This is a genomic window from Methylobacterium bullatum, from assembly GCF_014845095.1.
GTDB classification, from domain to species: Bacteria; Pseudomonadota; Alphaproteobacteria; order Rhizobiales; family Beijerinckiaceae; genus Methylobacterium; species Methylobacterium bullatum.
Genome location: NZ_NKUG01000093.1, coordinates 1 through 22,680, shown reverse-complemented (window position 1 = coordinate 22,680; position 22,680 = coordinate 1). Strand labels below are relative to the sequence as shown.

General features: G+C 67.9%; 13 protein-coding genes and 1 pseudogene. 6 read left to right on the top strand and 8 right to left on the bottom strand.

Annotated features, from left to right (window positions below; genetic code table 11):
- The first annotated feature begins 446 nt into the window (after nucleotides 1-446).
- Together MBTS_RS14195 and MBTS_RS14190 are read left to right on the top strand one after the other, a co-directional pair.
- Nucleotides 447-7,853: a type I polyketide synthase gene (locus tag MBTS_RS14195; RefSeq protein WP_192215903.1), complete on the top strand. Its 7,407-nt coding sequence runs from the start codon at nucleotides 447-449 to the stop codon at nucleotides 7,851-7,853.
- 69 nt (nucleotides 7,854-7,922) lie between these two features.
- Complete coding sequence (locus tag MBTS_RS14190) at nucleotides 7,923-9,296, top strand: aminotransferase class I/II-fold pyridoxal phosphate-dependent enzyme (RefSeq protein WP_018044375.1); 1,374 nt, start codon at nucleotides 7,923-7,925, stop codon at nucleotides 9,294-9,296.
- A gap of 169 nt (nucleotides 9,297-9,465) precedes the next feature.
- Here the strand turns inward: MBTS_RS14190 and MBTS_RS14185 are convergent, their stop codons facing one another.
- From MBTS_RS14185 to MBTS_RS14175, 3 genes are all read right to left on the bottom strand, one after another.
- Nucleotides 9,466-10,635, bottom strand: coding sequence for a polysaccharide biosynthesis/export family protein (locus MBTS_RS14185; protein WP_018044376.1), 1,170 nt, complete (start codon nucleotides 10,633-10,635; stop codon nucleotides 9,466-9,468).
- A 279-nt stretch (nucleotides 10,636-10,914) separates the two neighbouring features.
- Nucleotides 10,915-12,363: an LTA synthase family protein gene (locus tag MBTS_RS14180; protein WP_192215902.1), complete on the bottom strand. Its 1,449-nt coding sequence runs from the start codon at nucleotides 12,361-12,363 to the stop codon at nucleotides 10,915-10,917.
- Nucleotides 12,360-13,850 (bottom strand): capsular polysaccharide export protein, LipB/KpsS family, encoded by a 1,491-nt coding sequence (locus MBTS_RS14175; protein WP_308444977.1) that lies wholly within the window; start codon nucleotides 13,848-13,850, stop codon nucleotides 12,360-12,362. The genes MBTS_RS14180 and MBTS_RS14175 overlap by 4 nt, the downstream gene beginning before the upstream one ends.
- A 302-nt stretch (nucleotides 13,851-14,152) precedes the next feature.
- On the opposite strand from MBTS_RS14175, the gene MBTS_RS14170 reads away from it, so the two are divergent.
- The 3 genes from MBTS_RS14170 (at nucleotide 14,153) to MBTS_RS14160 (ending at nucleotide 17,198) form a co-directional block, all read left to right on the top strand.
- On the top strand, nucleotides 14,153-15,460 hold the full coding sequence (locus tag MBTS_RS14170) for a capsule biosynthesis protein (protein ID WP_147830357.1): 1,308 nt from the start codon (nucleotides 14,153-14,155) through the stop codon (nucleotides 15,458-15,460).
- Between the two features lie 116 nt (nucleotides 15,461-15,576).
- Complete coding sequence (locus tag MBTS_RS14165) at nucleotides 15,577-16,347, top strand: SDR family NAD(P)-dependent oxidoreductase (RefSeq protein ID WP_147830356.1); 771 nt, start codon at nucleotides 15,577-15,579, stop codon at nucleotides 16,345-16,347.
- Entirely contained in the window at nucleotides 16,344-17,198 is an 855-nt protein-coding gene (locus MBTS_RS14160) for a formyltransferase family protein (protein WP_147830354.1), read from the top strand. The genes MBTS_RS14165 and MBTS_RS14160 overlap by 4 nt, the downstream gene beginning before the upstream one ends.
- A gap of 249 nt (nucleotides 17,199-17,447) precedes the next feature.
- On the opposite strand, the gene MBTS_RS14155 is transcribed toward MBTS_RS14160, so the two are convergent.
- From MBTS_RS14155 to MBTS_RS14135, 5 genes are all read right to left on the bottom strand, one after another.
- Nucleotides 17,448-18,314, bottom strand: coding sequence for an outer membrane protein (locus tag MBTS_RS14155; protein ID WP_147830351.1), 867 nt, complete (start codon nucleotides 18,312-18,314; stop codon nucleotides 17,448-17,450).
- Between the two features lie 393 nt (nucleotides 18,315-18,707).
- Complete coding sequence (gene ettA / locus MBTS_RS14150; RefSeq protein WP_026176022.1) at nucleotides 18,708-20,360, bottom strand: energy-dependent translational throttle protein EttA; 1,653 nt, start codon at nucleotides 20,358-20,360, stop codon at nucleotides 18,708-18,710.
- 300 nt (nucleotides 20,361-20,660) lie between these two features.
- Entirely contained in the window at nucleotides 20,661-20,945 is a 285-nt protein-coding gene (locus tag MBTS_RS14145; protein ID WP_147830349.1) for a hypothetical protein, read from the bottom strand.
- A 19-nt stretch (nucleotides 20,946-20,964) separates the two neighbouring features.
- Nucleotides 20,965-21,879: a DNA/RNA non-specific endonuclease gene (locus MBTS_RS14140; RefSeq protein WP_147830347.1), complete on the bottom strand. Its 915-nt coding sequence runs from the start codon at nucleotides 21,877-21,879 to the stop codon at nucleotides 20,965-20,967.
- A complete protein-coding gene (locus tag MBTS_RS14135; protein WP_147830345.1) occupies nucleotides 21,876-22,076 on the bottom strand; it encodes a hypothetical protein in 201 nt (66 codons plus the stop codon). Before MBTS_RS14135 ends, MBTS_RS14140 begins: the two co-directional genes overlap by 4 nt.
- Before the next feature lie 367 nt (nucleotides 22,077-22,443).
- Here MBTS_RS14135 and MBTS_RS14130 point away from each other — a divergent pair.
- Nucleotides 22,444-22,680, top strand: a pseudogene (locus MBTS_RS14130) (1-deoxy-D-xylulose-5-phosphate synthase N-terminal domain-containing protein); the annotation flags it as partial.

The window sequence follows — 22,680 nt, the reverse complement described above, 5'->3', positions numbered from 1 at the left end:
CATAAATTCAAATTTATATCTGTAACAGTTGAAACTCATAATAAGTTATGTTTCTTGAAATGCATGTTAAAAGAAAGATTCTGCTTGAGGTAAGCACGGTGGTGTCATGAATTTTCCATATTGATCGATCCATCCCAGTTTTATGATGTGATTGTTTCAATCGATGTAATGTCGCGGCTTTTTTGCAGATGATCGATCTGGTCCGTATGCTTCTGGCGGGATCGATGATTGGAATGTTCTATCGTCGACGTGTCTGATGCAGGGTGTGTGATTTATATCAGCCCTCGAGACTGCCCGTATCCTGATGTCTGCCTGGCCTCCGTGCTGCAGCAAAGCTGCCATGGGTTGGACACGGTTCCGGCTGCATATTATGCATCACAGGGTCGCCGGTCCGTTGCGAGTGCGAGACGGTGGTTTCCTCGATCAAGAGCGTGTGCGAATCGAACGTGATCAAACGTACAGACATAGCGATCGTCGGCCGTTCGTGCCGGTTGCCCGGCGCTGCCAGCGTCGACGGCCTCTGGCAGCTTCTGAGCGAAGGACGATGCGCCGTTGGCCGCATCCCTGAGGATCGCTGGTCGCTGGAGCGGTTCGGTCACCCGCGCGCTCAGGAGCGCGGCAAGAGCTACACGTGGTCGGCGGGCGTTCTCGACGACATCTGGTCGTTCGATCCCGGCGTGTTCGGCATCTCGCCGCGCGAGGCCGAGCAGATGGACCCGCAGCAGCGGCTTCTCCTCGAACTGACCTGGGAGGCCCTGGAGGATGCGGGTTTGCGTCCCTCCGCCGTGGCGGGGTCGCAGATCGGCGTGTTCGTGGGCGCCTCGTCCCTCGACTACGGCAACCTGCGCGTCCTCGATACGTCGTCGGGCGATGCCTATGCGGCGACCGGCAACACGCTCTCGATCCTGTCCAACCGGATCTCCTATATCTACGATCTGAAGGGGCCGAGCTTCACCGTCGATACGGCCTGTTCCTCCTCCCTCGTGGCGCTCGATGCCGCCGTCGCGGCGATCGCCAGCGGCCGGATCGACACCGCGGTGGTGGCAGGCGTGAACCTGCTCGCGAGCCCGTTCAACTTCATCTGTTTCTCCAACGCGCAGATGCTGTCGCGCACCGGGCTCTGCCAAGCCTTCTCGGCCAATGCCGACGGCTATGTCCGGTCCGAGGGCGGCGTCGTTCTCGTGCTGAAATCGGCGCGTCAGGCGGCCCGCGACGGCGATACCGTGCGCGGCGTCATCGCGGCGAGCGGCGTGAATTCCGACGGCCGGACCACCGGCATCTCCCTGCCCTCCGGCTACGCACAGGGTGCCCTGCTCGAACAGGTCTACCGCGAGGCGGAGATCGATTTCGACGCGGTTGCCTTCGTGGAGGCGCACGGCACCGGCACGGCGGTGGGCGATCCGATCGAGGCCGGCGCCATCGGCGGAAAGATCGGACGTCCCCGCAAGGAGCCGCTGCCGATCGGCTCGATCAAGAGCAACATCGGCCATACCGAGCCGGTCTCGGGGCTCGCCGGTCTTCTGAAGGCAAGTCTCGCCCTGGAGCACGATCTGCTGCCGCCCTCGCTTCACGCGGCCGAGCTCAATCCCGATATCCCCTTCACCAAGCTCAATCTCTCGGTGGTCACCGCGCCGTTGGCGATCCCGCGTGGCCGCGGCGAGCGTTTCGCCGGCGTCAACTCGTTCGGCTTCGGCGGCACCAACGCCCATATCGTCCTCACCGACGGAGCGCCGGCCCCCGCCGCGAGCGATGCCGGGCGCCCGCCCGAATTGCTGCTTCTTTCGGCCCAGAGCCGTGCGGCCCTGAACGAACTCGCCCTCGACTACGCCGAGCGGTTCGAGCAGGCCGATGACGCCCAGACCGTGCGCATCGCCGCCGCCGCCGCCCATCGGCGCGAGCGCCTGTCCACCCGCCTCGCCATGCCCCTCGACGTCGACCTGCCCGCCACCTTGCGCGCGGTCGCCGATGCCGAGGAGACCGATATTGCCCGCGTCGGCACTGCCGTGGACCGCAATGCGGAGGTCGCCTTCGTCTATTCCGGCAACGGCAGCCAATGGGTCGGGATGGGCCGCGAGGCGTATGAGCGCAGCGCCACCTTCCAATCCGCCTTCGACCGGATCGACGTCCTGTTCGCCGAGATCTCGGGCTGGTCGCTGAAGGAAGCCCTGTTCGCCGAGGACCTCGCCGAGCGCATGGTCCTCACCCGGGTCTCGCAGCCCCTGATCTTCGCGATCTCCAGTGCCTCGACCACGGCCCTGAAGGCCGCCGGCCTCGTCCCCTCCTTCGTCCTCGGCCACAGCGTCGGCGAGATCGCGGCCGCCGAGGGTGCCGGCATCCTGAGCCTGGAACAGGCGGTGAAGGTCATCTTCTACCGCAGCCAGCATCAGGAGACGACGCGGGGTCTGGGCACCATGGCCGTGCTGCTGGCGCCCGTCGAGGAGATCGAGATCTTCCTCAAGGATTATCCGAGCCTCGACATCGCGGCCTATAACAGCCCGAAGGCCGTCACCGTGGCGGGCCCCGTCGCCGATATCGACGCGGCCATGAAGGCGCTGGCGCGCAAGCGCCGCCGTGGTCGCAAGCTCGACCTCGCCTATCCCTTCCACGGCCGGCTGATGAACCCGACCGAGAAGCCGCTGCTGCGCGATCTTGCCGGGCTCACGCCTCATCCCGGCGCTATCGCCATGGTGTCCACCGTGACCGGCACGGTGCTCCCCGGGGGGGAGTTCGACGCCGGCTATTGGTGGCGCAACATCCGCGAGCCGGTGCGCTTCTCCGATGCGGTCCAGGAAGCGACCCGCAAGGGTGCCCGGATCTTCGTCGAGGTCGGTCCGCGTGCGACCCTTCTGCCGCATATCGGCGACTGCATCGAGCCCCTCGGCATCGAGAACGCCACGGTGGGCGTTCTCACCAACAAGCCCGTCGGCAGCGACCCCTTCGCCCGCGCCCTGGCCTCGGCCCTCGTCCACGGTGCCGCCGTCGACGAGGCGGTGGTCTTCGGCGAGAACCCGAAGGGCGACGTCGCCCTGCCGTCGTATCCGTGGCAGCGCCGGCCCTTCCGCCTGTCCGAGACATCGGAAGGCGTCGGTGCGGCGACCGCCCGTGTCTATCACCCGCTCTACGGTTCCCGGTTGTCGCCGGACGGGCTCGAATGGCTCGGCCATGTGGACATCGCCACGGTGCCCGATCTCGACGATCACCGCATCGATGGCCAGGCGATCCTGCCGGGTGCGGCCTTCATCGAGATGGCGCTGGGCGTCGCCCGCGAAGCCATGCGCAGCGACGACGTCGTGCTGGCCGAGTTCGAGATCCTGTCGCCGATGGTCTTCGCCGAGGAGGCACTTCGCGAGGTCGCCGTTCGGCTCTCCGGCAGCGGTAATCAGATCCAGATCCTGAGCCGGCCGCGCCTGACCCAGGCGGGCTGGCAGCTGCACGCCTCCGCCAAGGTCGTGGACGGCACCTTCGCCGCCCGGCCGCGGCAGGACATCGACATCCCGGCCGAGAACGCCGTCGAGGGTGCCGGGCTCTATTGCCTCGCCGCCGCCTCCGGCCTCGATTTCGGGCCGAGCTTCCGGCAGGTCGCCCTCAGCGCACGCGTGGACGAGACGACCATCGTCTCCCAATTGAAGCCGGCCGAAGCCGATCTCCGGTTCGGCCTCGTGCCGGCGCGGCTGGACGCCTGTTTCCACGGCCTGATCCTGCTCTTCGCCGACCTGATGGGCGAGGGCTCGACCAAGGCCTACGTTCCGGTGCGCTTCGGCGAGATCAGGCTGATCCGGCCGGGCGCGGTCATCGCGCGGGCGATGATCCGCACCCGGCGCTGCAACGAGCGAAGCATCCTGGCCGACTTCACCTTGGTGGACGAGGCGGGCGAGGTGATCGCCACCCTGCGCGAAGGCCGCTTCCAGGCCTTGCGCACCAAGTCCGGTCAGGATCTCGCCGCCTATGCCATCGCGCAGCGGTCCGAACTCGCCACCGAACCCACCGCGATCCCCCTCGACCGGCGTGCCCGCATCGCCGATGCCGTCCGGCCCGGCATCAAGGGTGCCCTCGCCCCGGCGGATGCGGCCCTCTCGCCGGGCCATCTCCTCCTCGAAGGCTGGGCCACCTCGCTGGCCTACCGCATGGCCGAGGGGCTGCAGCGCTCGGGCACCGTCGCCATCGACGAGCGTGTGCCGGAGGCGATGCGGCCCTGGCTGCTGAACGCCCTCTACGCCCTCGAGAGCAGCGGACTCGCCACCCTCGACGGAACGCGCTGGACCCTGCGCAAGGACGTCACCCTGCCCGCGCCCGACGAAATTATGCGCTGGATCGCGGCCGACCATCCCGAACTCTCCGCCGAGCTGGTGCTCACCGCGGATCTCGGCGCCGTGGTCGCTCGCCTCGTGGCCGGTGAACTCGCCAGTCCGCCGACCCTGTCGCAGAACGCCCTCGACGCCTTTGTCCTGCGCAGCGCCACCGCCCGCGCATCGTCCGACGTCATCGCGGCTGTCTGCGAGGGAGCACGAGCGGACCTGCCGAAGGACCGCTCGCTGCGCCTTCTCCAGGTCGGGTTCGGGCCGCTCTCCGCGCAGGCCGCCGCCATCGCCGACGGCATCGCCGCCCAGCTCACCGTGTTCGAGACTGATCGGCGCCTCGCCGAGCGCGCTCGCCTCGCCCTGCCCCGTGGCGTCACCGTGATCGAGGACGAGGTGGATCTGACGGAGGGCGGCTTCGACGCGATCCTGGCGAGCAACGTCTTGCACCGATCCGAGCGCGGTCTCCTCGGCAAGGTCGCCGATGCCCTCGCCACCGGCGGGTTCCTCCTGGCTGTGGAACCGGGTGCGTCGCTGTTCCGCGACCTCGTCTTCGGCCTGATGCCGGATTGGTTCGAGAGCGTGGACGGCATGCCGCTGGGTCGCCTCGACGACATCACCGGCTGGCAGCGTTCGCTCAGCGATACCGGCCTCGTGCGCATCGCCGTCGACCGGGCCGCCTCGGCCAATGGCGACGATCTTCTCTTCCTCGCCGAGGCGCCGGTGCGGGCCAAGGCCGCCACCGGCCAGACCTTCACCTTCATCATCGGATCGCGGGATTCTTTCGCCGCCGAAACCGCTTCCTCGCTGGCGACGCTCCTCGTCGCCGCCGGCGTCCACGTCTCGATCATCCTCGATTCCGAGCAGTCCCTGCTCGAACTCGAACGGGAGACCCCCGACACGGTGGTGTTCCTCGCCGGGGCCTTCAGTTCCGGCGGCGAAGCCGCAGACCGGCTGCGCGAGCGCTGCCTCGGCCTCAAGCGCTGCGTCGAGCATCTCGGGACGCGCCAGACCCGTCTCTGGGTCGTCTGTCCCGGTGCGACGCGCCATGACGGGGCGGGCGCGGTGGAAGCCGGACTCTGGGCCTTCACCCGCACCCTCGCCAACGAGGTGGCCAATCTCGACATCCGCCGCATCGACCTCACCGAGGCGATGCCGACCAAGATCGCCTCCGAGCGCCTGCGCGACGTGATCCTGTCGGGCACCCCCGAGACGGAGATCGTCCTCGACGTCGATGCCACCCGCGTAATCCGGTTCTCGCCGGGGCAACTCTCGCGCCGCCCTGCCGTCGATGCGGTGCCCGCGCCGGCCGCGCAGCTGGAGCGCAGCGCCACGGGAGGTCTCAACGACATGCGTTGGGGGCCGGCCGAGCGGCGCACTCCCGGACGCGGCGAGGTCGAGATCGCCGTAGAGGCCACCGGCCTCAATTTCCGCGACGTGCTCTGGGCATTGTCGATGCTTCCCGAGGAGATCCTCGAGGACGGCTTCGCCGGACCGCGCCTGGGTCTCGAAGTCGCCGGCCGTGTGGTTTCGGTGGGCAAGGGCGCCGCGGCGTTCAAGGTCGGCGATCGCGTCGTCGCCTTCGCCCAGTCGGGCTTCTCGACTCACATCGTCGTGCCCGAACTCGTCGTGGCGCCGAGCCCTCCCGGCCTCGACCCGCAGGCGGCGGCGACCGTGCCGGTCGCCTTCCTCACGGCCTATTACAGCCTCGTCAGCTGCGCCCGCCTGCGGCGCGGCGAGTGGGTGCTGGTCCATGGCGGCGCCGGCGGCGTCGGTCTTGCCGCCCTGCAGATCGCCAAGCTGAAGGGCGCGCGCGTCATCGCCACCGCCGGCTCGCGCGAGAAGCGGGCGCTCGTGAAGGCGCTGGGGGCCGAGCACGTCCTCGATTCCCGCTCGCTGGCCTTCGTCGACGAGGTCCGCCGCATCACCGGCGATGGCGTCGGCGTGGTGCTGAACAGCCTGTTCGGCGAGGCGATGGAGCGCAGCCTGAACTGCCTGAAGCCGTTCGGCCGCTTCATCGAACTGGGTAAGCGCGACTACGTCGCCAACACCCATATCGGCCTGCGGCCGTTCCGCCGGAACCTGTCGTATTTCGGCGTCGACCTCGATCAGGTGCTCCAGCACCAGGGTGAGGACGGAGCGCGCCTGTTCCGCGAAGTGATGGCCCTGTTCACGGAAGGCGGTCTCAAGCCCCTGCCGTTCCAGCCCTTCACCGCCGACGAGGTCTCGGACGCGTTCCGGCTGATGCAGCAATCCGGGCATGTGGGGAAGATCGTCATCGCCCCGCCGAAGCCGGGCAGCATCGTGGTCGAGCGCAAGTCCGACTTCCGGGTCTCGGCGGAGGGCGTGCACGTCGTCACCGGCGGGCTCGGCGGCTTCGGCATCGAGGCGGCCCGGTGGCTCGCCGACCGGGGAGCCCGTCACCTCGTGCTCGTCGGGCGAAAGGGCGCATCGAGTCCGGAAGCCAAGCAGGTGGTGGCCGATCTCGCGGTCCGCGGCGTCAGCGTCGCCGCGATGGCCTGCGACATCACCAGCCGCCGGGCGGTGGACGACCTTATCGAGGAGGTCGAAAGCGGCGGCCGCAAGCTCGCCGGCGTGATCCACGGGGCGATGGTGCTGCAGGACGGCCTCATCGCCAATCTCGACGCCGCTTCCCTCGACGCGGTGATCCGCCCGAAGGTCGTCGGGGCCGAGCATCTCGACGCCGCGACGCGGGGCCGGTCGCTCGATTATTTCGTCCTGTTCTCGTCGGCAACGACCTTCATCGGCAATCCGGGACAGGGCGCCTATGTCGCCGCCAACGGCTTCATGGAGGGCCTCGCCCGTCGTCGCCGCGCGCTGGGACTGCCCGCCCTCGCGGTCGCCTGGGGCGCCATCGGCGATGTCGGCGTGCTCGCCCGCAACCGCGCGGTGATGGAGACCCTGGCGGGCCGTGTCGGCGTCACGCCGATGGACGCCCGCCGCTCCCTCGATCTCATGGCCGAGGCCCTGGAAGGACAGGGCTCGTCACCCGACGATGCCGTCCTCGCCATCGCGTCGATGCACTGGGGCAAGGCGCGCGAGCGCCTCGCCACCATGCGCTCCCCGAGCTACGGCGACCTCGGCTCGGACCAGCAGGCGGAAGCCGGCACGGTGGCCACCATCGATATCGGCGGCCTGCTCAAGAGCCAGGACCTCGATGCCGTGCGCAAGACCGTCTCCGACGCCATCGTCGAGGACATCGCCCGCATCCTGCGCCTGCCCAAGGACGATATCAGCCGCGTGCGCCATCTCTCCGAGATTGGCCTCGATTCGCTGATGGGCGTGGAACTGGGCGCCAGCCTGCAGGAGCGCTTCGCCCTCGACGCGCCGCCTTCGGGCATCTCCTCGGGATTGACCGTGGTGGAATTGGCGGAGACCCTGATCCAGTCGGTGGCCGCCCCCGTGGACGACGCGTCGGCGGCGGTGATGAGTCTGGCCCAGCGCCATGCCAGCGAGGGCGTCGACGTGCGCACCCTCGAGCCGTTCCACGAGCTCGTCGAGCAGAACAGCCTCCAGATCAAAGAAATCCTGCCGTAGAAATCCTGCCGTAAAGGAGGGCTGGCCCGAGCCAGCCCTCGTGATCCGCAACCGGAAGACCCTATCCGTATGTCCAACCCACCCCGTCCCGACGGTGGCCGCGCGGCACTCGCGGGCTTCGTCACCAATCGCCTCGGCCGCAACGCCAGCCGTCAGGCCGCCCCGCGCCCGGAGGCGAAGACGACGGACGCCTCGGTGCAGAAGTTCGAGTCCCTGCCCGGCTACCGGGAATTGCGGCTGCAGCGTTCGGCCGCGGACCTGATCGGCCTCGGCAATCCGTTCTTCCGGGTCCACGAGACCAAGGCCGGCGCCACCACGCGTATCGCCGGCAAGGGCTTCATCAATTTCTCGTCCTACGATTACCTCGGCCTCAACGGGCACCCGGATGTGAGCGAGGCGGCGCGCCGCGCCATCGACGAGTACGGCACGTCGGCCTCGGCGAGCCGGATCGTCGCTGGCGAGCGGCCCGGACATCTCAGCCTCGAACAGGCGCTGGCCGAGCATTACGAGACGGAAGCCTGCGTGGTGATGGTGAGCGGGCACGCCACCAACGTCACCACCATCGGCGCCCTGCTCGAACCCGGCGACGTGATCTTCCACGACGCCTTGAGCCACAACAGCATCGTCACCGGGGCGCAGCTCTCGGGCGCCCAGCGCCGCTCCTTCGCCCATAACGATCTCGACGCCCTGGAGACCCTGCTCGGTGCCACCCGGCACGAGCACCGCCGTGCGCTCATCGTGGTGGAGGGTCTCTACAGCATGGACGGCGATGCGCCGGATCTCGCCGGCCTCATCGCCCTGAAGCAGCGCTACGACGCCTGGTTGATGGTGGACGACGCCCATGGCCTCGGCGTCCTCGGCCGGAGCGGGATCGGCCTCGCCGAGCATTGCGACGTCGATCCGCGCCTCGTCGACATCTGGATGGGCACGCTGTCGAAGACGCTGTCCTCCTGCGGCGGCTACATCGCCGGGCCGGCCGCGCTGATCGAGTATCTCAAATGCACCGCCGGCGGCTTCATCTATAGCGTCGGCCTGTCCCCGCCGCTGGCCGCCGCCGCCGAAGCCTCGCTCGCCCTGATGCATGCGGAGCCGCATCGGGTCGAGCGCCTGCGCCAGAACGGCCACCTGTTCCTGTCCTGCGCCAGGAAGCACGGGCTCGATACCGGCACGAGCCTCGGCCTCGCCGTCATTCCCGTCATCGTCGGGGATTCGCTGAAATCGGTGACCCTGTCGGACCGCCTGTACAAGCGCGGCATCAACGTGCAGCCGATCATCCACCCGGCGGTGCCCGAGCGCTCGTCACGCCTGCGCTTCTTCATCACCTCCGAGCATACGCCCGAGCAGATCCGCGAGACGGTGGCGGCCGTGGCCGAGGAACTCGCCGAGATCGAGAAGGGCGGCTCGCTGATCGAGCAGCTCATGGCCAAGCGCGGCAAGCCCTGAGAGCATCCTGGCCGGCTTGGCCGGGCAGGCGGCGCGGCATCACCCGCGACGAGTGTGATCCTGAGGCCGGCACCATCGGCCGGATGGCGCGACGCAGAAGCCCCCGTATCGCGAGGGCCGCGCGTATCGGTCGAGCGATCCGCCGTCCTGCCCCTACGGGGCTCACCCTTCAGAAAGCGCCGCCCACGCGGACGCCGGTGGTGATCGGCTGGGACGCCGCGGCGAAGACCGAGAGGACCTTCTTGACCTCGGTGAACGGCGCGTTCGACACGTAGATCATGTCGCGGTTGCGCATGCGGAAGGCCTGGGTGAGGAACAGGCTGTTGGGGTCGCGCATGTCGAAGCGATAGACCACCGGCACGAGCGGCGTGCCGAGGAGCGGGCTGCCGGGCTTCAGGCGGCGCACCACCGGGGCGGGCTCGAAGCGGAACAGGAAGGTGCCGGTGGGGTCAGCATCGGCGTCGCTCTGGCCGCGCGCCTTGGCCAGCGCCTGCGCCAGGGTGATGCCCTCGGCCTGGAACGGAATCTCGTTGGAGGTGCCCAGTGCTCCGATGGCCAGGAAGGTCTGGGGATCGCGCACCAGGGTGAGGTTGTCGTTGGGGCGCAGGTAGATGTTCTCTTTGGGGTTCGACACCACGGTGGTCAGCGGCACCGTTGCCGTCCTGCCGTTGCGCGACAGGCGCACGAAGGTCTCGCTGACCGGGGCTTTCACGCCGCCGGCCGTGGCGATGACATCGAGGATACGATCGCCCTGGGTGCCGAGCGGGACGCGGGCGCCGCCCACCGCCTCACCCCCGACGGTGACGGATTGCGAGACCGGCCGGCTCACGGTGACGATGACCTGCGGCTGGATCGCCTTGCCGGCGAGTTCGGTCTCGATCAGCGCCTGGACGTCCTGGGCACGGCGCCCCGCGACTTTGATCCGGCCGGCATAGGGCACCGAGATGGCCCCGTCCCGCGAGACGATCTGCTCGGGCAGCTGCGCCGCCTTCGAGCCCGCGGACATCGAGTTGACCGTGAGCGGACCGGAATAGAGGCCCCCCGAGCCAGCTTCGAACACCGAAACGGCGACCGCGTCACCGATCCCGATCACCGGTTCCGAGGGCATGCGTCCGTCACCGAACGAGGACAGCAGGCTGTCGAGGGGGCGTCCGCGCAAGGCCTCCACCACGGCGGAGTTCACCTCGATGAACTCATAGCGGGCGAAGGTCCCCTCGCTCGTCGCCTGATCGCTTCCTTCCACCACGGCGGAGGTCGACGGACCGGCGGCGGGCAGGAAGGCGTTGCAGCCCGACACCGTGACGGCGATGGCGATGGCCAGCGTGGCTTTGGGTAACATCGAACTCTCCTCAGACCCGCCCCCACGACGAGTGTCTTGTCGGATCACGTGTCGGTCGGCGGATACGAACCGTCCGTCAGCGCCGGTCTCGGTCGCCAGCCGTGCCGGCCGGTGCGAGGCCGGTCGTCACGAACGGTCCACCCTTGATAGCGCCAAATCTCTTCGATCGTTTAACGATCGTTCCACTATCGCATTGTCGGAACGATGCGCGGGTCCGCCTCGGTCACGTTCGTGTCAGCACGATGGTGAGGCGATAGCCGATCCCGGTCGCTCTGCCGATCACCCCTTGATGAGTGACCGGAGGAAACGGCCGAGCTCGGGGGCAGTGGAATCGACCCGCTGTGGACCGTCACGGAAGGTCCCGAACCCGAAAACGGCATACTCCGTGGTCGTGTCGCCGAAGCCCGGCCGGCAGGTGGGCAGGGACGGGGCGTGATCGCCATAGACGCAGAGGATCGCATCGCGCCCCTTGAGGCCGGCGATCAGGGTCTCCATGGCCCGGCCGGTATGGGCGACGTGGTGGAGATACTGCGCCAGCGGATCGTCGATGCCGTCGAGCCGGCCGGGCTTCCACGGCCCATGGTTCTCCATGGTCACGGCGAAGACGAAGACGGGTGTCGTCGCTGCCTCGACCTCCGCGAGGATGCGCGCCGCCAGGGCCTCGTCGCCGATATAGGGGCCGATGCGCGGGGCACCGGCAAAATCCTCCTCCATCACGAGGCGCGCGAAGCCGAACCGCCGCATCACCTCGGCACGATGGAAGAAATCGCGGTGGAAGGGATGCACGAAGACGGTCGCGTATCCCGCCCGCAACGCCCGCCGGGCGATGCTCGCCGGCTCGTCGCCGCCGTTGCTGAGATAGGGATCGTAGCGTCCGAATCCGAGGCTGTCGGGCTCTCTTCCGGTGAGCACCGCATGTTCCGTCCGCATCGTATAGGCGCCGTGGGCCGGGACCGTCAGCCGGCCGTGGCGCGAGGCGCGGGTCCGGATCGTCTCCATGAGCGGCAGGGCCGGCCCGCCGAGCCGCGTCGGGTCGACGAAGGATTCGAGCTGGACGACGACGACCACCGGCGCCGGGCCGGACTGGCAGAGCGAGATGTCGTCGCCTGCCTCCGGCGGCGGCGGTTCGCGTCTCCAGCGCAGGGCATAGGCGATGATCGTGGCCGGCAGCCCATAGCGCGCGCAATCCGCATCGAGATCGGGCCGGGGAAACCGGGCGGCGAGCCACTGCGCCGGACGTCCGGTGCCAAGCTCGGAGGCCAGTCCGACGAGGAGGCACGGCAAGCCGATGAGGGCGACGAGGGCGACGCTCGGCTCTTCGGGCAGGGCGGTGGGCTCGATCCAGTACCAGAGGGCGACGACGACGAGACTTACCCCGAGGGGGATGGCCATGCGCGGGTCTGTGAACGGCCGCGTATAGTAGAGGTCTGGATGGCGCGGCACCTGCCGCAGCAGGGCGAAATCGCTGAAGACCAACGGCTCGCCGATCACTGCCTGTTTCAACCGGCTGACGACGACGAGGATCGCGACGGTGAGAAGGCAGGAGAAGGCCGCGAGCCAGGGACGCCACGAGAAGCAGAACCAGAAAGCAGTGAGCAGCGCGTAGCCGGCAAGGCGCAGGGCCAATTCGGCGGGACGACGGCCGATGGGCCGGCGACCCGCACCGTCCCACGCCTCGATGGCGAGGGAGCCGATCAGTGCCATGGCGAGAGCGGCGGGGATCGTCATGCCTTGTCGCCACCTTTGCCGATCCCCCGCCGTGCCCGGATCAGGCGGACGATGGGGTTCAGCACGGCGTAGCGCAGGCGCATGACGATCTGTGCCCGGCGGCTGAGGGCGAGCTTCGATGGCGCCGCCGCTTCGCGGCTCTCGCTCAGCCGGTCGAGGAGCTGTTCGGGCGTGCACGGCTTCATCGCCACGGGGTCGAGATAGAGCGGGTAGACGAGGAGCGCGCCTGCCACGAGTTCGTCGAGGGCGAGCCGCCGCCCCTTGTCGGCGCCGGGCGCGAGGTCCTCGGTCAGCCCCCAGCCGGCGTAGAAGGGGCGGCCATGGACCGCCACGCTCAAGCCCCGGATCAGGGCCTCGAACCCCGCCAGCGAGGTCATCGTCTCCACATGGTGCGCCCGGTCGAGGAGATCGACGATGGAGAGGCCGGCCACGATCCTGTCGGCCAGGGCCAGAACTTCGGCATCCGGGATCGCGCCCGGCCGGAACCCGGCCTCCACGTCGGGATGCGGCTTGTAGAGGAGGAAGTCCGTCGGATTGCGGGCGCGGGCCGCGCGCAGGAGTTCGAGATTCGAGCGGACATGCGGCGAGCCGTGCCGCACCGAGGCATCGTCCTCGACCTGGCCCGGCACCAGCACGATGCGCCGGTCCTCGGGCCAACCCGATGCGTCTCCGGACAGGCCGACATTGTATTTCGTCAGGCGCCGTTCCACCACGAGTCGGCGCAGGGCCGATGCCCGGGCCACGAGTTCGGGCGGAAAATCCTCGGTCTTGAAAATGCGCGTGAGGCGGCTCTCGGTGCGGGGATCGTAATAGATGCCGCTGTCGTCCACCACGATGGAGGCGCCGGGCTGCAGGCTCGCCCCGAGACCGACCGAGCGCAGGAACCCATCCTCGATCCGCGCGAGGGGAATGCCCTGTTCCGCGCAGAGCGCCGGCAGTCGTTCAGGCATCCGCGTCGCCCAGGCGAGGATGCGGGCACGACCGGCCCTGGCCTTCGCCACGGCATCCTCGGCGTTCATGGCATGGACGGGCTTCCCGGACGGGCCGCCGACGAAGACATCGAGGGCCGGCCGCTTCCAGCGCGAGATGCCGACGAGGACGGTGGGGCGGGAATTGTCCCGGAACCGGCCTTCCAGCCATGCCACCTTGTCCCGGCATTCCCCGAGCGAAATCGGTCTGCGCGTCCACGGGTCGAATGCGTGGATCCCGGCCTCTCCCCCGAACGGCGCGCCGTCGAGCGTCAGACGCAGGGTCGACAGTCCCGTCGCCGGCGAATCGTAGGGGCTGAGCAGGGGGCCCGGTTCGACGGTGAGAATCGCGCGACCGGCAAGCCGCAGGCTCGACGCCGTGAGGCCGCCCCGGCCCCAGACCACGCCGATCGTCCCGGGCGTCCAGCGCCGGCCGAAACGGAGGCCCGTCACGGATTCGATCTCAGCCCGCAGGGCCCGGACGGGCCGGCTCGCGGCGAGTAGCGATCCTGTCGCTATCGATGCGGCCGAGGCAGGTGGCGTCGAAAGATGGGGCAACGGCAATCGCTGATCCGGTTCGGGAGGGGCACCCATACGACGATCCGCGCCCTCAGGCGATCCGATCTCGCCTCGCGACGGACCATCGGTGTCGGGGTTCGACGGGGTCGACAAGGCGCCTTGTTGCCGACACATCACGCCCCCAGGAATTCCATCGACGAGGCCGTGCTACGCAATTGCCGCGTTGCACCATTCGTGCAATGAGGGCGACGTACGTGCCCATTCGACACGCCCGCCTAGGGCGCAGGAGCAAGCACTTCCGCATGTTGCCGACACGCGTAGACATCACGCGCGAGAGGCCGGCGACCTTCCTGTTTCTGCAGGGGATCGCCTCGCCGTTCTTCGCCGATCTGGGTCAGGCGCTGCTCAAGCGCGGCCATCAGGTGCGACGTATCAATTTCTCCTCGGGCGACTGGCTGTTCTGGCGCCTCGGCTCGGACAATTATCGTGGCCCCCGCGAGGGCTGGGACGCCTACATCGCCGACTACATCGTCCAGCACGGCGTGACGGATATCGTCCTGTTCGGCGATTGCCGTCCTTATCATGTCGCCGCGCGCGAAGCAGCCGAGCCCTTCGGCATCCGCATCCATGTGTTCGAAGAAGGTTACCTGCGGCCGAACTGGATCACGTGTGAGCTCGGCGGCGTCAACGGCCATTCCTCGCTGCCCCGCTGTGCGGACGAGATCCGCGCCATCGCCCGCCGCCTGCCGCGGCCCGGTCGCGCGATGCCGGCGAGCGGCGACATGGCCCGCCGCAGCCTTTGGGACGTGGCCTACAACATCGCCAATATCGGGTTTCCCTACTTCTTCCCGCATTTCCGTAGCCATCGGCCGATTCATGTGGCGGCCGAATATGTGGGTTGGATCAAGAAGTTCGCCGGCCGGAGCCGCACGCGGCGCCAGGCACGGGAGCTCAACGAGATCTATGCGGCGCGCAAGGAGGAGTACTTCCTGCTGCCGCTGCAACTCGACAGCGACTATCAGATCCGTGTCCACTCGCCCTTCCTCGGGGTGGAAGGGTTCATGGATCGCGTCATCGCATCCTTTGCCGCCCATGCGTCCGAGAGCTCGAGACTGCTGATCAAGCTCCACCCGCTCGACAGTGGACTGGTGAACTGGCGCAAGCACGCCCGTAACTCCGCCCGGCGCCACGGTGTGGACGAGCGGCTCGATTTCATCGATGGCGGCGACCTGCCCAAGCTCATCGCCGGCAGCCGGGGCGTGGTGCTCGTGAACAGCACAGTCGGGATGCTGTCCCTCGAACTCGGACGTCCGACCGTCGCCGCGGGCGAGGCGATCTACAACCTGCCCGGCCTGACCCATCAGGGCGGCCTCGACACGTTCTGGACGAAGCCCGAAGCACCGGACATGGCGCTGATGGCGGATTTCCGCCGTGTCGTCCTTCACCGGACCCAGGTGAATGGCGGCTTCTTCTCCCGCCCGTCCATCGACCGGGCTGTGGCCGGCAGCGTCCTGCGGCTGGAATCCAGGCTTCCGGCCCCGGCCCTGGCGGCGGCACAGGCGATCCGCGAACGCTCGACGAGAACCCCAGAACTCGCTCCCGTCTACTGAGCGATCGCCGCGCCTCGGTTCATTCCGAGCAGGCCGCTGCGTCCCGTTATCGGTACGGCATGATCTCCTCCCAGAGCGGGTTCCCGTTTGCCGGAATGATGCTCTAGAACAGGCCCATGCCCGTCATCCTCATCACCGGTGCCTCGAGCGGTATCGGCGCGGCCCTTGCCCGGCATTACGCCGCGCCCGGCACACACCTCGTTCTCAATGCGCGCGGCATCGACAGGCTGAATGCCGTCGCCGCCGCGTGCCGCGATCTCGGCGCAACCGTGTCGATCCGTTCCCTCGACGTGCGCGACAGGCCGGCCGTGGCCGAATGGCTGCGCGAAACCCACGCGGCCGCGCCCCTCGATCTCGTCATCGTCAATGCCGGCATCAATGGCGGCCATCCCGGCGGAGAGATCGAGACCGAGGCGATGGCGTTCGAGACCGTGGACGTGAATCTCAACGGTGCCCTGAACGTCGCCCTGCCCTGCGTCACCCTGATGCTGGCGCGTGGCAGCGGCCAGATCGCCCTGGTCTCGTCGCTCGCCGCCTTCGCGCCCCTGCCCGACGCTCCGGCCTATAGCGGCACCAAGGCGGCACTGCTCGCGCATGGCCTGGCCTTGCGCGCCAAGCTCGCCCCCCGAGGCGTCAAGATGAACGTGGTGACGCCCGGCTATGTGAAGACCACCATGGGCGGGGATTACGAGGGCTGGCGCCCGATGGAGATGAGCGCCGAGGAGGCGGCCGCCCGTATCGCGCGCGGCCTCGCGCGCGATCTCGACATCATCGCCTTTCCCGAGCCCCTCGCCTCCCTGGCGCGCGGATCGGCCCTGCTGCCGGAGGGACTGCGCCGCCGCTCCATGCGCGGCTTCCGGTTCAAGGTCGGACGCAACAAACGATGACCCGCCCGCGCATCGCCCTGTTCGTGCTGGAGGCCCTGCCGAATGCCCGTGCCGTACGCCGGTTCGTGCGGGATCACGCCGAGGATATCGCTTTCGTCGGCCTGTCGAATGCCGAGCGTCCGAGTTCCGGCGGCTTAAGTGGTCAGGTCCGGCGACACCTCGCCCGCTCCGGCCCGGCTTTCCTGCCCTATCTCGCGGTGAATTTCGGCCTGCCCGATCTGCTGGCTCCGGCATCGGGGCTGCTGAGGCGGTTGACCGGGGCCGGAGACGCGACCACGGCGACGCCGCTCAAGGCGTTGTGCCGAACGCTCGGTATTCCGACCCTGCGGATCGACGACGTCAACGGACCGGACGCGGCCCGGGCCTTCGAGGCCCATGCTCCGGATCTCATCGTCGCGTTCCATTTCGACCAGATCTTTTCGGCCGCGACCCTGTCGCTGGCGCCGCTCGGGGGACTCAACCTCCATCCCGGCCTGCTGCCGCGCCATCGCGGGCCGGTTCCGACGATCCACGCTCTGGCGGAAGAGAATCCCGCCTTCGGAGTCACGATCCATCGCCTGACGCCCGCCATCGACGCGGGGGCGATCCTCGCGCAGGAAGCATCGGACCTGCCGTCCGGCACCACCGCCACCCGTGCCGCGATCCTGCTGCATGAGCGAGGGCGCATCCTGCTCGACCGGGTGCTGGACGAGATCGCATCCGACACGCTGAAGGAGGGGATCACGCCGGAGGCCCTGCCCTATTGCCACTTCCCGGACCGCGCGCTGCTCACGCGTCTGGCCAGCCAAGGGCGAAAGCTCATCGACAGCGCCGACTTGCGGGCTGCGCTGGGCGTGAATGCGAAGGCCTGAATACGTGTCGCAAACAGATCGCGCGGGCGGCTTCGCTGGACTGGTCGGCCGATAGGCTGCGCGACCTATCGAACGGCTGGAGAAACGGTCTCGAACGACCGCCATCGCCATTGGGCTACACCCGGGCCGGCACGGCGGTATCATGGCCTTGTTTCCAAACGAACATGGCCCGATCCAGAGGATCGAGCCATGTCGTTGACCGTCGAATTGGCTTGCCGGGGGCGCGGTGCGCTCCGGCGGGCGGTGACTTCAGAGGCCGCCGAACTTGTAGTTGAAGCCGGCCTTGATCAGGTTGCCCTCGGTGCTGAACCGCGAGGTGTAGGAACCGGTGGAGGGAGCGCCGAGGCCCGTGTTGTTCACCAGCACGTTGCGGCTGCCGAGATCGTAATGCAGGTACTCGGCCTTCAGCGTGATGGCGCTGGCGCCGATGAAGCTGCCGATGAAGTTGAACCGGTTGAGGAAGCTGTCGGTGGGGATCGCCCACTCGATGCCGCCGCCATAGGCGTAACCGGTCTCCATGTCGTTGTAGCGGCCGGCATAGGCCAGAGCGCCGGCGCCGTTGAAGAAGTTGGCGCCGTAATTGACGTTGCCATAGGCGAAACCGCCGGTGCCGTAGACCAGGACCGTGTCGAAAGCGTAGCCGATGCGGCCCTGGACGGTGCCGAGATAGTCGAGGCGCTGGCGCAGGTTAGCGGGATTGAGGGGGCCTCCCACAGTGCTGCTGGGGCCGAAATAGGCGTAGCTCTTGCTGATGTCCGTCCAAGTCACGTCGGCATTGACGCCGAGGACGAAGCCCGAACCGGGGGTGAGCTGGTAGTTGTAGCCGATGCCGCCACCGACATTGCCGATGCCGTCCTGCTCGGAGCGGAAGGTGCCGGGACGACGGTCCAGGCGCACGTTCTCGCGCGTGTTGAACTCGTTGCCGGTGGTGCGGATCGTCTGATTGTCGCTCCAGGCGTAGGAGCTATGGGTGCCGAGGTAGAAGCCGGTCCAGGTGAAGACCGGGACGGGCGAGAACACTGCCGGGGGAGCGGCGCGGCGCGGAAGGTCCGCGGCCGAAGCGGCGCCGGCCAGAAGAACGGAGGCGGTGCCGGCGAGAAGAAGCTTCGCGATCATGATGAGGATTGTCCGTGGGGGCTGACCTTGAGGTCAAATTAGCCCCTCCCCCACGGCTCGCCTATGACCCGCGAGCCACACCCTAACGTAGAAACGAGCGTCGTAGGCCGATCTCTATCGATACGGCGGCGGCCCCCCTCAGAAATTCCGTTCTGCGGAGCGAAAATCCGAAGACATCGAGATCGGTAACGTTTCGATCATCTTTGCTTCAACACTGGGCCTCCTGCCGAAATCGTGCCGGTCTATGCGAAGGTCGGGCGAAGTTCTGGAGGATGGCCTGGCAAGAACGATGCCGCTACCAGCTCGATCCGGTGCGGCATCGTTGCCTCGGCCTCTCGCCCGGCCATGGGCCGGCCATACGAAAACGGCCCGGTCTTGGACCGGGCCGCGTCGTCAGCGCGAGAACTTCTTGTACTTGATCTTCTTCGGCATGAGGGAATCGGCGCCGAGGCGGCGCTTCTTGTCCTCCTCGTAATCCGAGAAGTTGCCCTCGAACCATTCCACATGGCTCTCGCCCTCGAAGGCGAGGATGTGGGTCGCGATGCGGTTCAGGAACCAGCGATCGTGGCTGATGATCACGGCGCAGCCGGCATAATCCTCCAGCGCCTCTTCGAGCGCCCGCAGGGTCTCCATGTCGAGATCGTTGGTGGGCTCGTCGAGGAGCAGCACGTTGGCGCCGCCCTTTAGCGTGCGGGCCAGGTGCACGCGGTTACGCTCACCGCCCGACAGCGTGCCGACCTTCTTCTGCTGGTCGGAACCCTTGAAGGCGAAAGCCGCGCAATAGGCGCGGGAATTGATCTCGCGCTTGTTGAAATAGATGATGTCGTTGCCGCCCGAGACCTCCTGCCAGACCGTTGCGCCGGGATCGAGGGCGTCGCGCGACTGGTCGACATAGCCGAGATGCACGGTCTCTCCGACGGAGATGGTGCCGCCGTCGGGCTTCTCCTGGCCGGTGATCATCTTGAACAAGGTCGTCTTGCCGGCGCCGTTCGGCCCGATGACGCCGACGATGCCGCCGGGCGGCAGCTTGAACGACAGGTCCTCGATCAGCAGCCGGTCGCCGAACGCCTTGTTGAGGTGGTCGAACTCGATGACGTTGTTGCCGAGCCGCTCGTCGATGGGGATGACGATCTGGGCCGAAGCGTCGATCTTGTCGTTCTGCTTGGCCACCAGCTCGTCGTAGCGGGTGATGCGGGCCTTCGACTTCGACTGGCGCGCCTTGGGCGAGGCCGAGATCCATTCCTGCTCGCGGTTGATGGCGCGCTGGCGGGCCATGTCCTCGCGGCCTTCCTGGGCGAGGCGCTTCTGCTTCTGGATCAGCCAGGCCGAGTAGTTGCCCTCGTAGGGGTAGCCGCGGGTGCGGTCGAGCTCGAGGATCCAGCCGGTGACGTTGTCGAGGAAGTAGCGATCGTGGGTCACGATCAGGATCGCGCCGGGATATTGCTTCAGGTGGCCTTCGAGCCAGTTCACCGTCTCGGCGTCGAGATGGTTGGTGGGCTCGTCGAGGAGCAGCAGTTCCGGCTCCCAGAGCAGCAGCTTGCAGAGCGCCACGCGGCGGCGCTCGCCGCCCGACAGGGTGGCGACGGGCTGCTCGTCGCTGGGGCAGCCCAGCGCCTCCATGGCCTGATTGACCTTGGAATCGAGTTCCCACAGATCCTTGGCTTCGATCTGGTCCTGGAGGGCGGTCATCTCGTCCGCCGTCTCCTCGGAATAGTTCATGGCGAGTTCGTTGTAGCGGTCGAGCAGCGCCTGCTTCTCGGCGACGCCCTCCATCACGTTCTCGCGCACCGACTTGTTCGGATCGAGCTGCGGCTCCTGCGGGAGGTAGCCGACGCGGGCGCCCTGGGCGACGAAGCCCTCGCCGGTCCACTCGGTGTCGATGCCGGCCATGATCTTGAGCAGGGTCGACTTGCCCGAGCCGTTGATGCCGAGCACGCCGATCTTGGCGTCCGGATAGAACGACAGGTTGACGTTGTCTAAGATCTTCTTGCCGCCGGTATAGGTCTTGGTGAGACCCTTCATGTGGTAGATGAATTCGCGCGCCATGAGCGTCCGGTATCCTTGACTGTTGCGGGGCGGCTTGGCGCGGGGGCGCTGGATCGGCCGCCGGAAATGGCGTGGGTGGGCCTTGCCGCGGAGGTCGCGCGCCATGAAAAGCGGCGCGCGTTGCTCCGGTCTGCCCGGGCCGTCCCGCGTGCGGCGGCGTCGAACGGCGGCGAGCCGTCCTCGAAACCGCACCGCGTCGGACGATGGCTGGAAGTATCAGGGCGACGGGTCAGCGGCAAGAACGGGTATGCTGCGCGAGCGGGCGAAGGCCGGTCTTTCCGAGCCCGCCCCGTCGTCGGATCACGCGAACGGGTTCTCGACCGTCCGGGAGTTCGATGCGGCGCGCGGCGCCTCGTCCGGCAGGTCGCTGGCTTCGAGCGCGGCCACGATCGCGTCGGCGACCGCCTTGAGCTTGCGTGCGCGATCCAGTCCCATCCTGTCGCGCGGCAGGTCGAGGCTGCCGTGAACGGCGATCGACCCCGACCCGTTCTCCACGGAGAGCCCCCCGATGGTCTCCACGGTGGCGTCGTCCGCGAAGGGCGTGAAGGTCGGGGGAGTCGCCTCCGTCTCGGCCGTCGTCTTCATGTCCGTCTTCCCCGCATCGTCAGAAGATCGACCTCAGCACCTCGCGGAGGAGGCGCCGCGCGATGCGGTGAAGCGCTGCGAGCGCCCATTCGCCGAATCCCGGTTCCTCGCGCATGCGCCCTTTTGGACGCTCGCCGGCCGTGTCGCCCCTGGAATAGGTGCGCGGCTCGGGCAGGTCCATCGCCGTCGCGACGAGGCCGGGAAAGACGTCGATGCCCGACAGGGTGGTCAGTTCGCCGAGGGGGACCGACCGCCATTCGGCATCGGCCCGGTTCGCCGCGAGATAGGCCGCCGCCTCCCTCCGCGCGGGATCGTAGACCGCCTTGAAAAGGGAGGTGGGCACGAGGACGCGGCCGTCGAGGGAATCGATGGTGCTGCCCGCATAGATCGTCCCGGTGACCACGAAGAGGCGCCCGCGCGCGACCGCGAGGCGGCGGACGCTCTCCTCGATCGCCGCCCACAGGCCCCGGTTCAGGGTACGATCCTGGGGCACGACATTGGCGAGACTGAACGATTCGGCCTGCGCCGCCGCGCTCGGCATATCTCCGGCCGGCGCCATGTGGCCTCGGTCGAACCCGCTCCGGACGTAATCGTCGAGCCGGGCGCGGACGGAATTCGGCAGGCGGTCCTCCTCGTGGAAGGAATCCGTCCGGTCGACGGTCCGCGCTTTGGCGACGCTCGCCCGCGTCAGGAGTTCGGAAGCGTAGACGGGGGTGCGCGACACGCCCGAATGCAGCACCGCGAAGGCTTCGTAGCAAAGGCTCGTCGTCTCGCGGGCGAGCTTACGGTTGACGAGAACCGGCTCCTGTCCGTTCGCGAAGATCGAGGCGCAGGCAAACCCCGCCTCGCCCTCGCTCGCCGGCCACGCCAGCCCGACGAGGAGGAGGCATGCCGCAGCCGAGCGCCGCCCGTTCCGCCGAACCGGAATGCTCAATGGCAGATCCGCACCTTGCGCGTGCCCGAGGGCGTCGGCCGCCAGCGATAGGCGCAGGGCCGGCCGAGTGTGCCGCCGAACGGCTCGACCCGGCGGTCGGGTTGCTGCGACGAGCCTGGATTCCGGCAGCCGTCGAGCCTGTCGCAGGGCAGCTTCAATTCGAGGACGGGCGCCGGGATCGAGAGCGGCGAGGCCACTAAGGGTTCAGGACAAAGCGTCACACAGGCCAGGAGCCCCATCGACAGTAGTGCGGACAGGCGGCGAAAGCAGTTCATCTCGGCTCGCAGCGAAGTCGTCGATGGCGGAAAAGCCATTCTTCGACATTGATCGATCGGCCGCAAATCCTTAACTCCCGTGGCCGTTCGAACGCTCAAAAGCTTGGGAAGCGGTCAGCGGCTCTGCAACGTCGGCGTGGTATTGACCGATAGTGGCGTTATAGTGCGCGACGACCTCGCGGCGCGGAACGTTGTCATCACCAGGATCGTCGGCCCCTGCCCGAAGCCGATAGCGGCAGGTGGGGCGCCCTGTCGATCCGATATCAGATTCAAAGAAGTGAGTGAGCCATTGTCACGGATAGAAACCTCGATCCTCGACGGGCTTGACGAGACGTCTGCTCTTCGCGCGCTTCCCGAGAGCCAGCTTCAGGCGGTGGCGGACGCTGTGCGTCAGGAGATGATCGACGCGGTGTCGGTGACGGGCGGTCACCTCGGGTGCGGGTCTGGGCGTGGTGGAGCTGTACGGGGGCGATGCACCACGTATTCGAGAGTCCCGTCGAACCGCCAGGTTGGAGGGTCAGGCCCA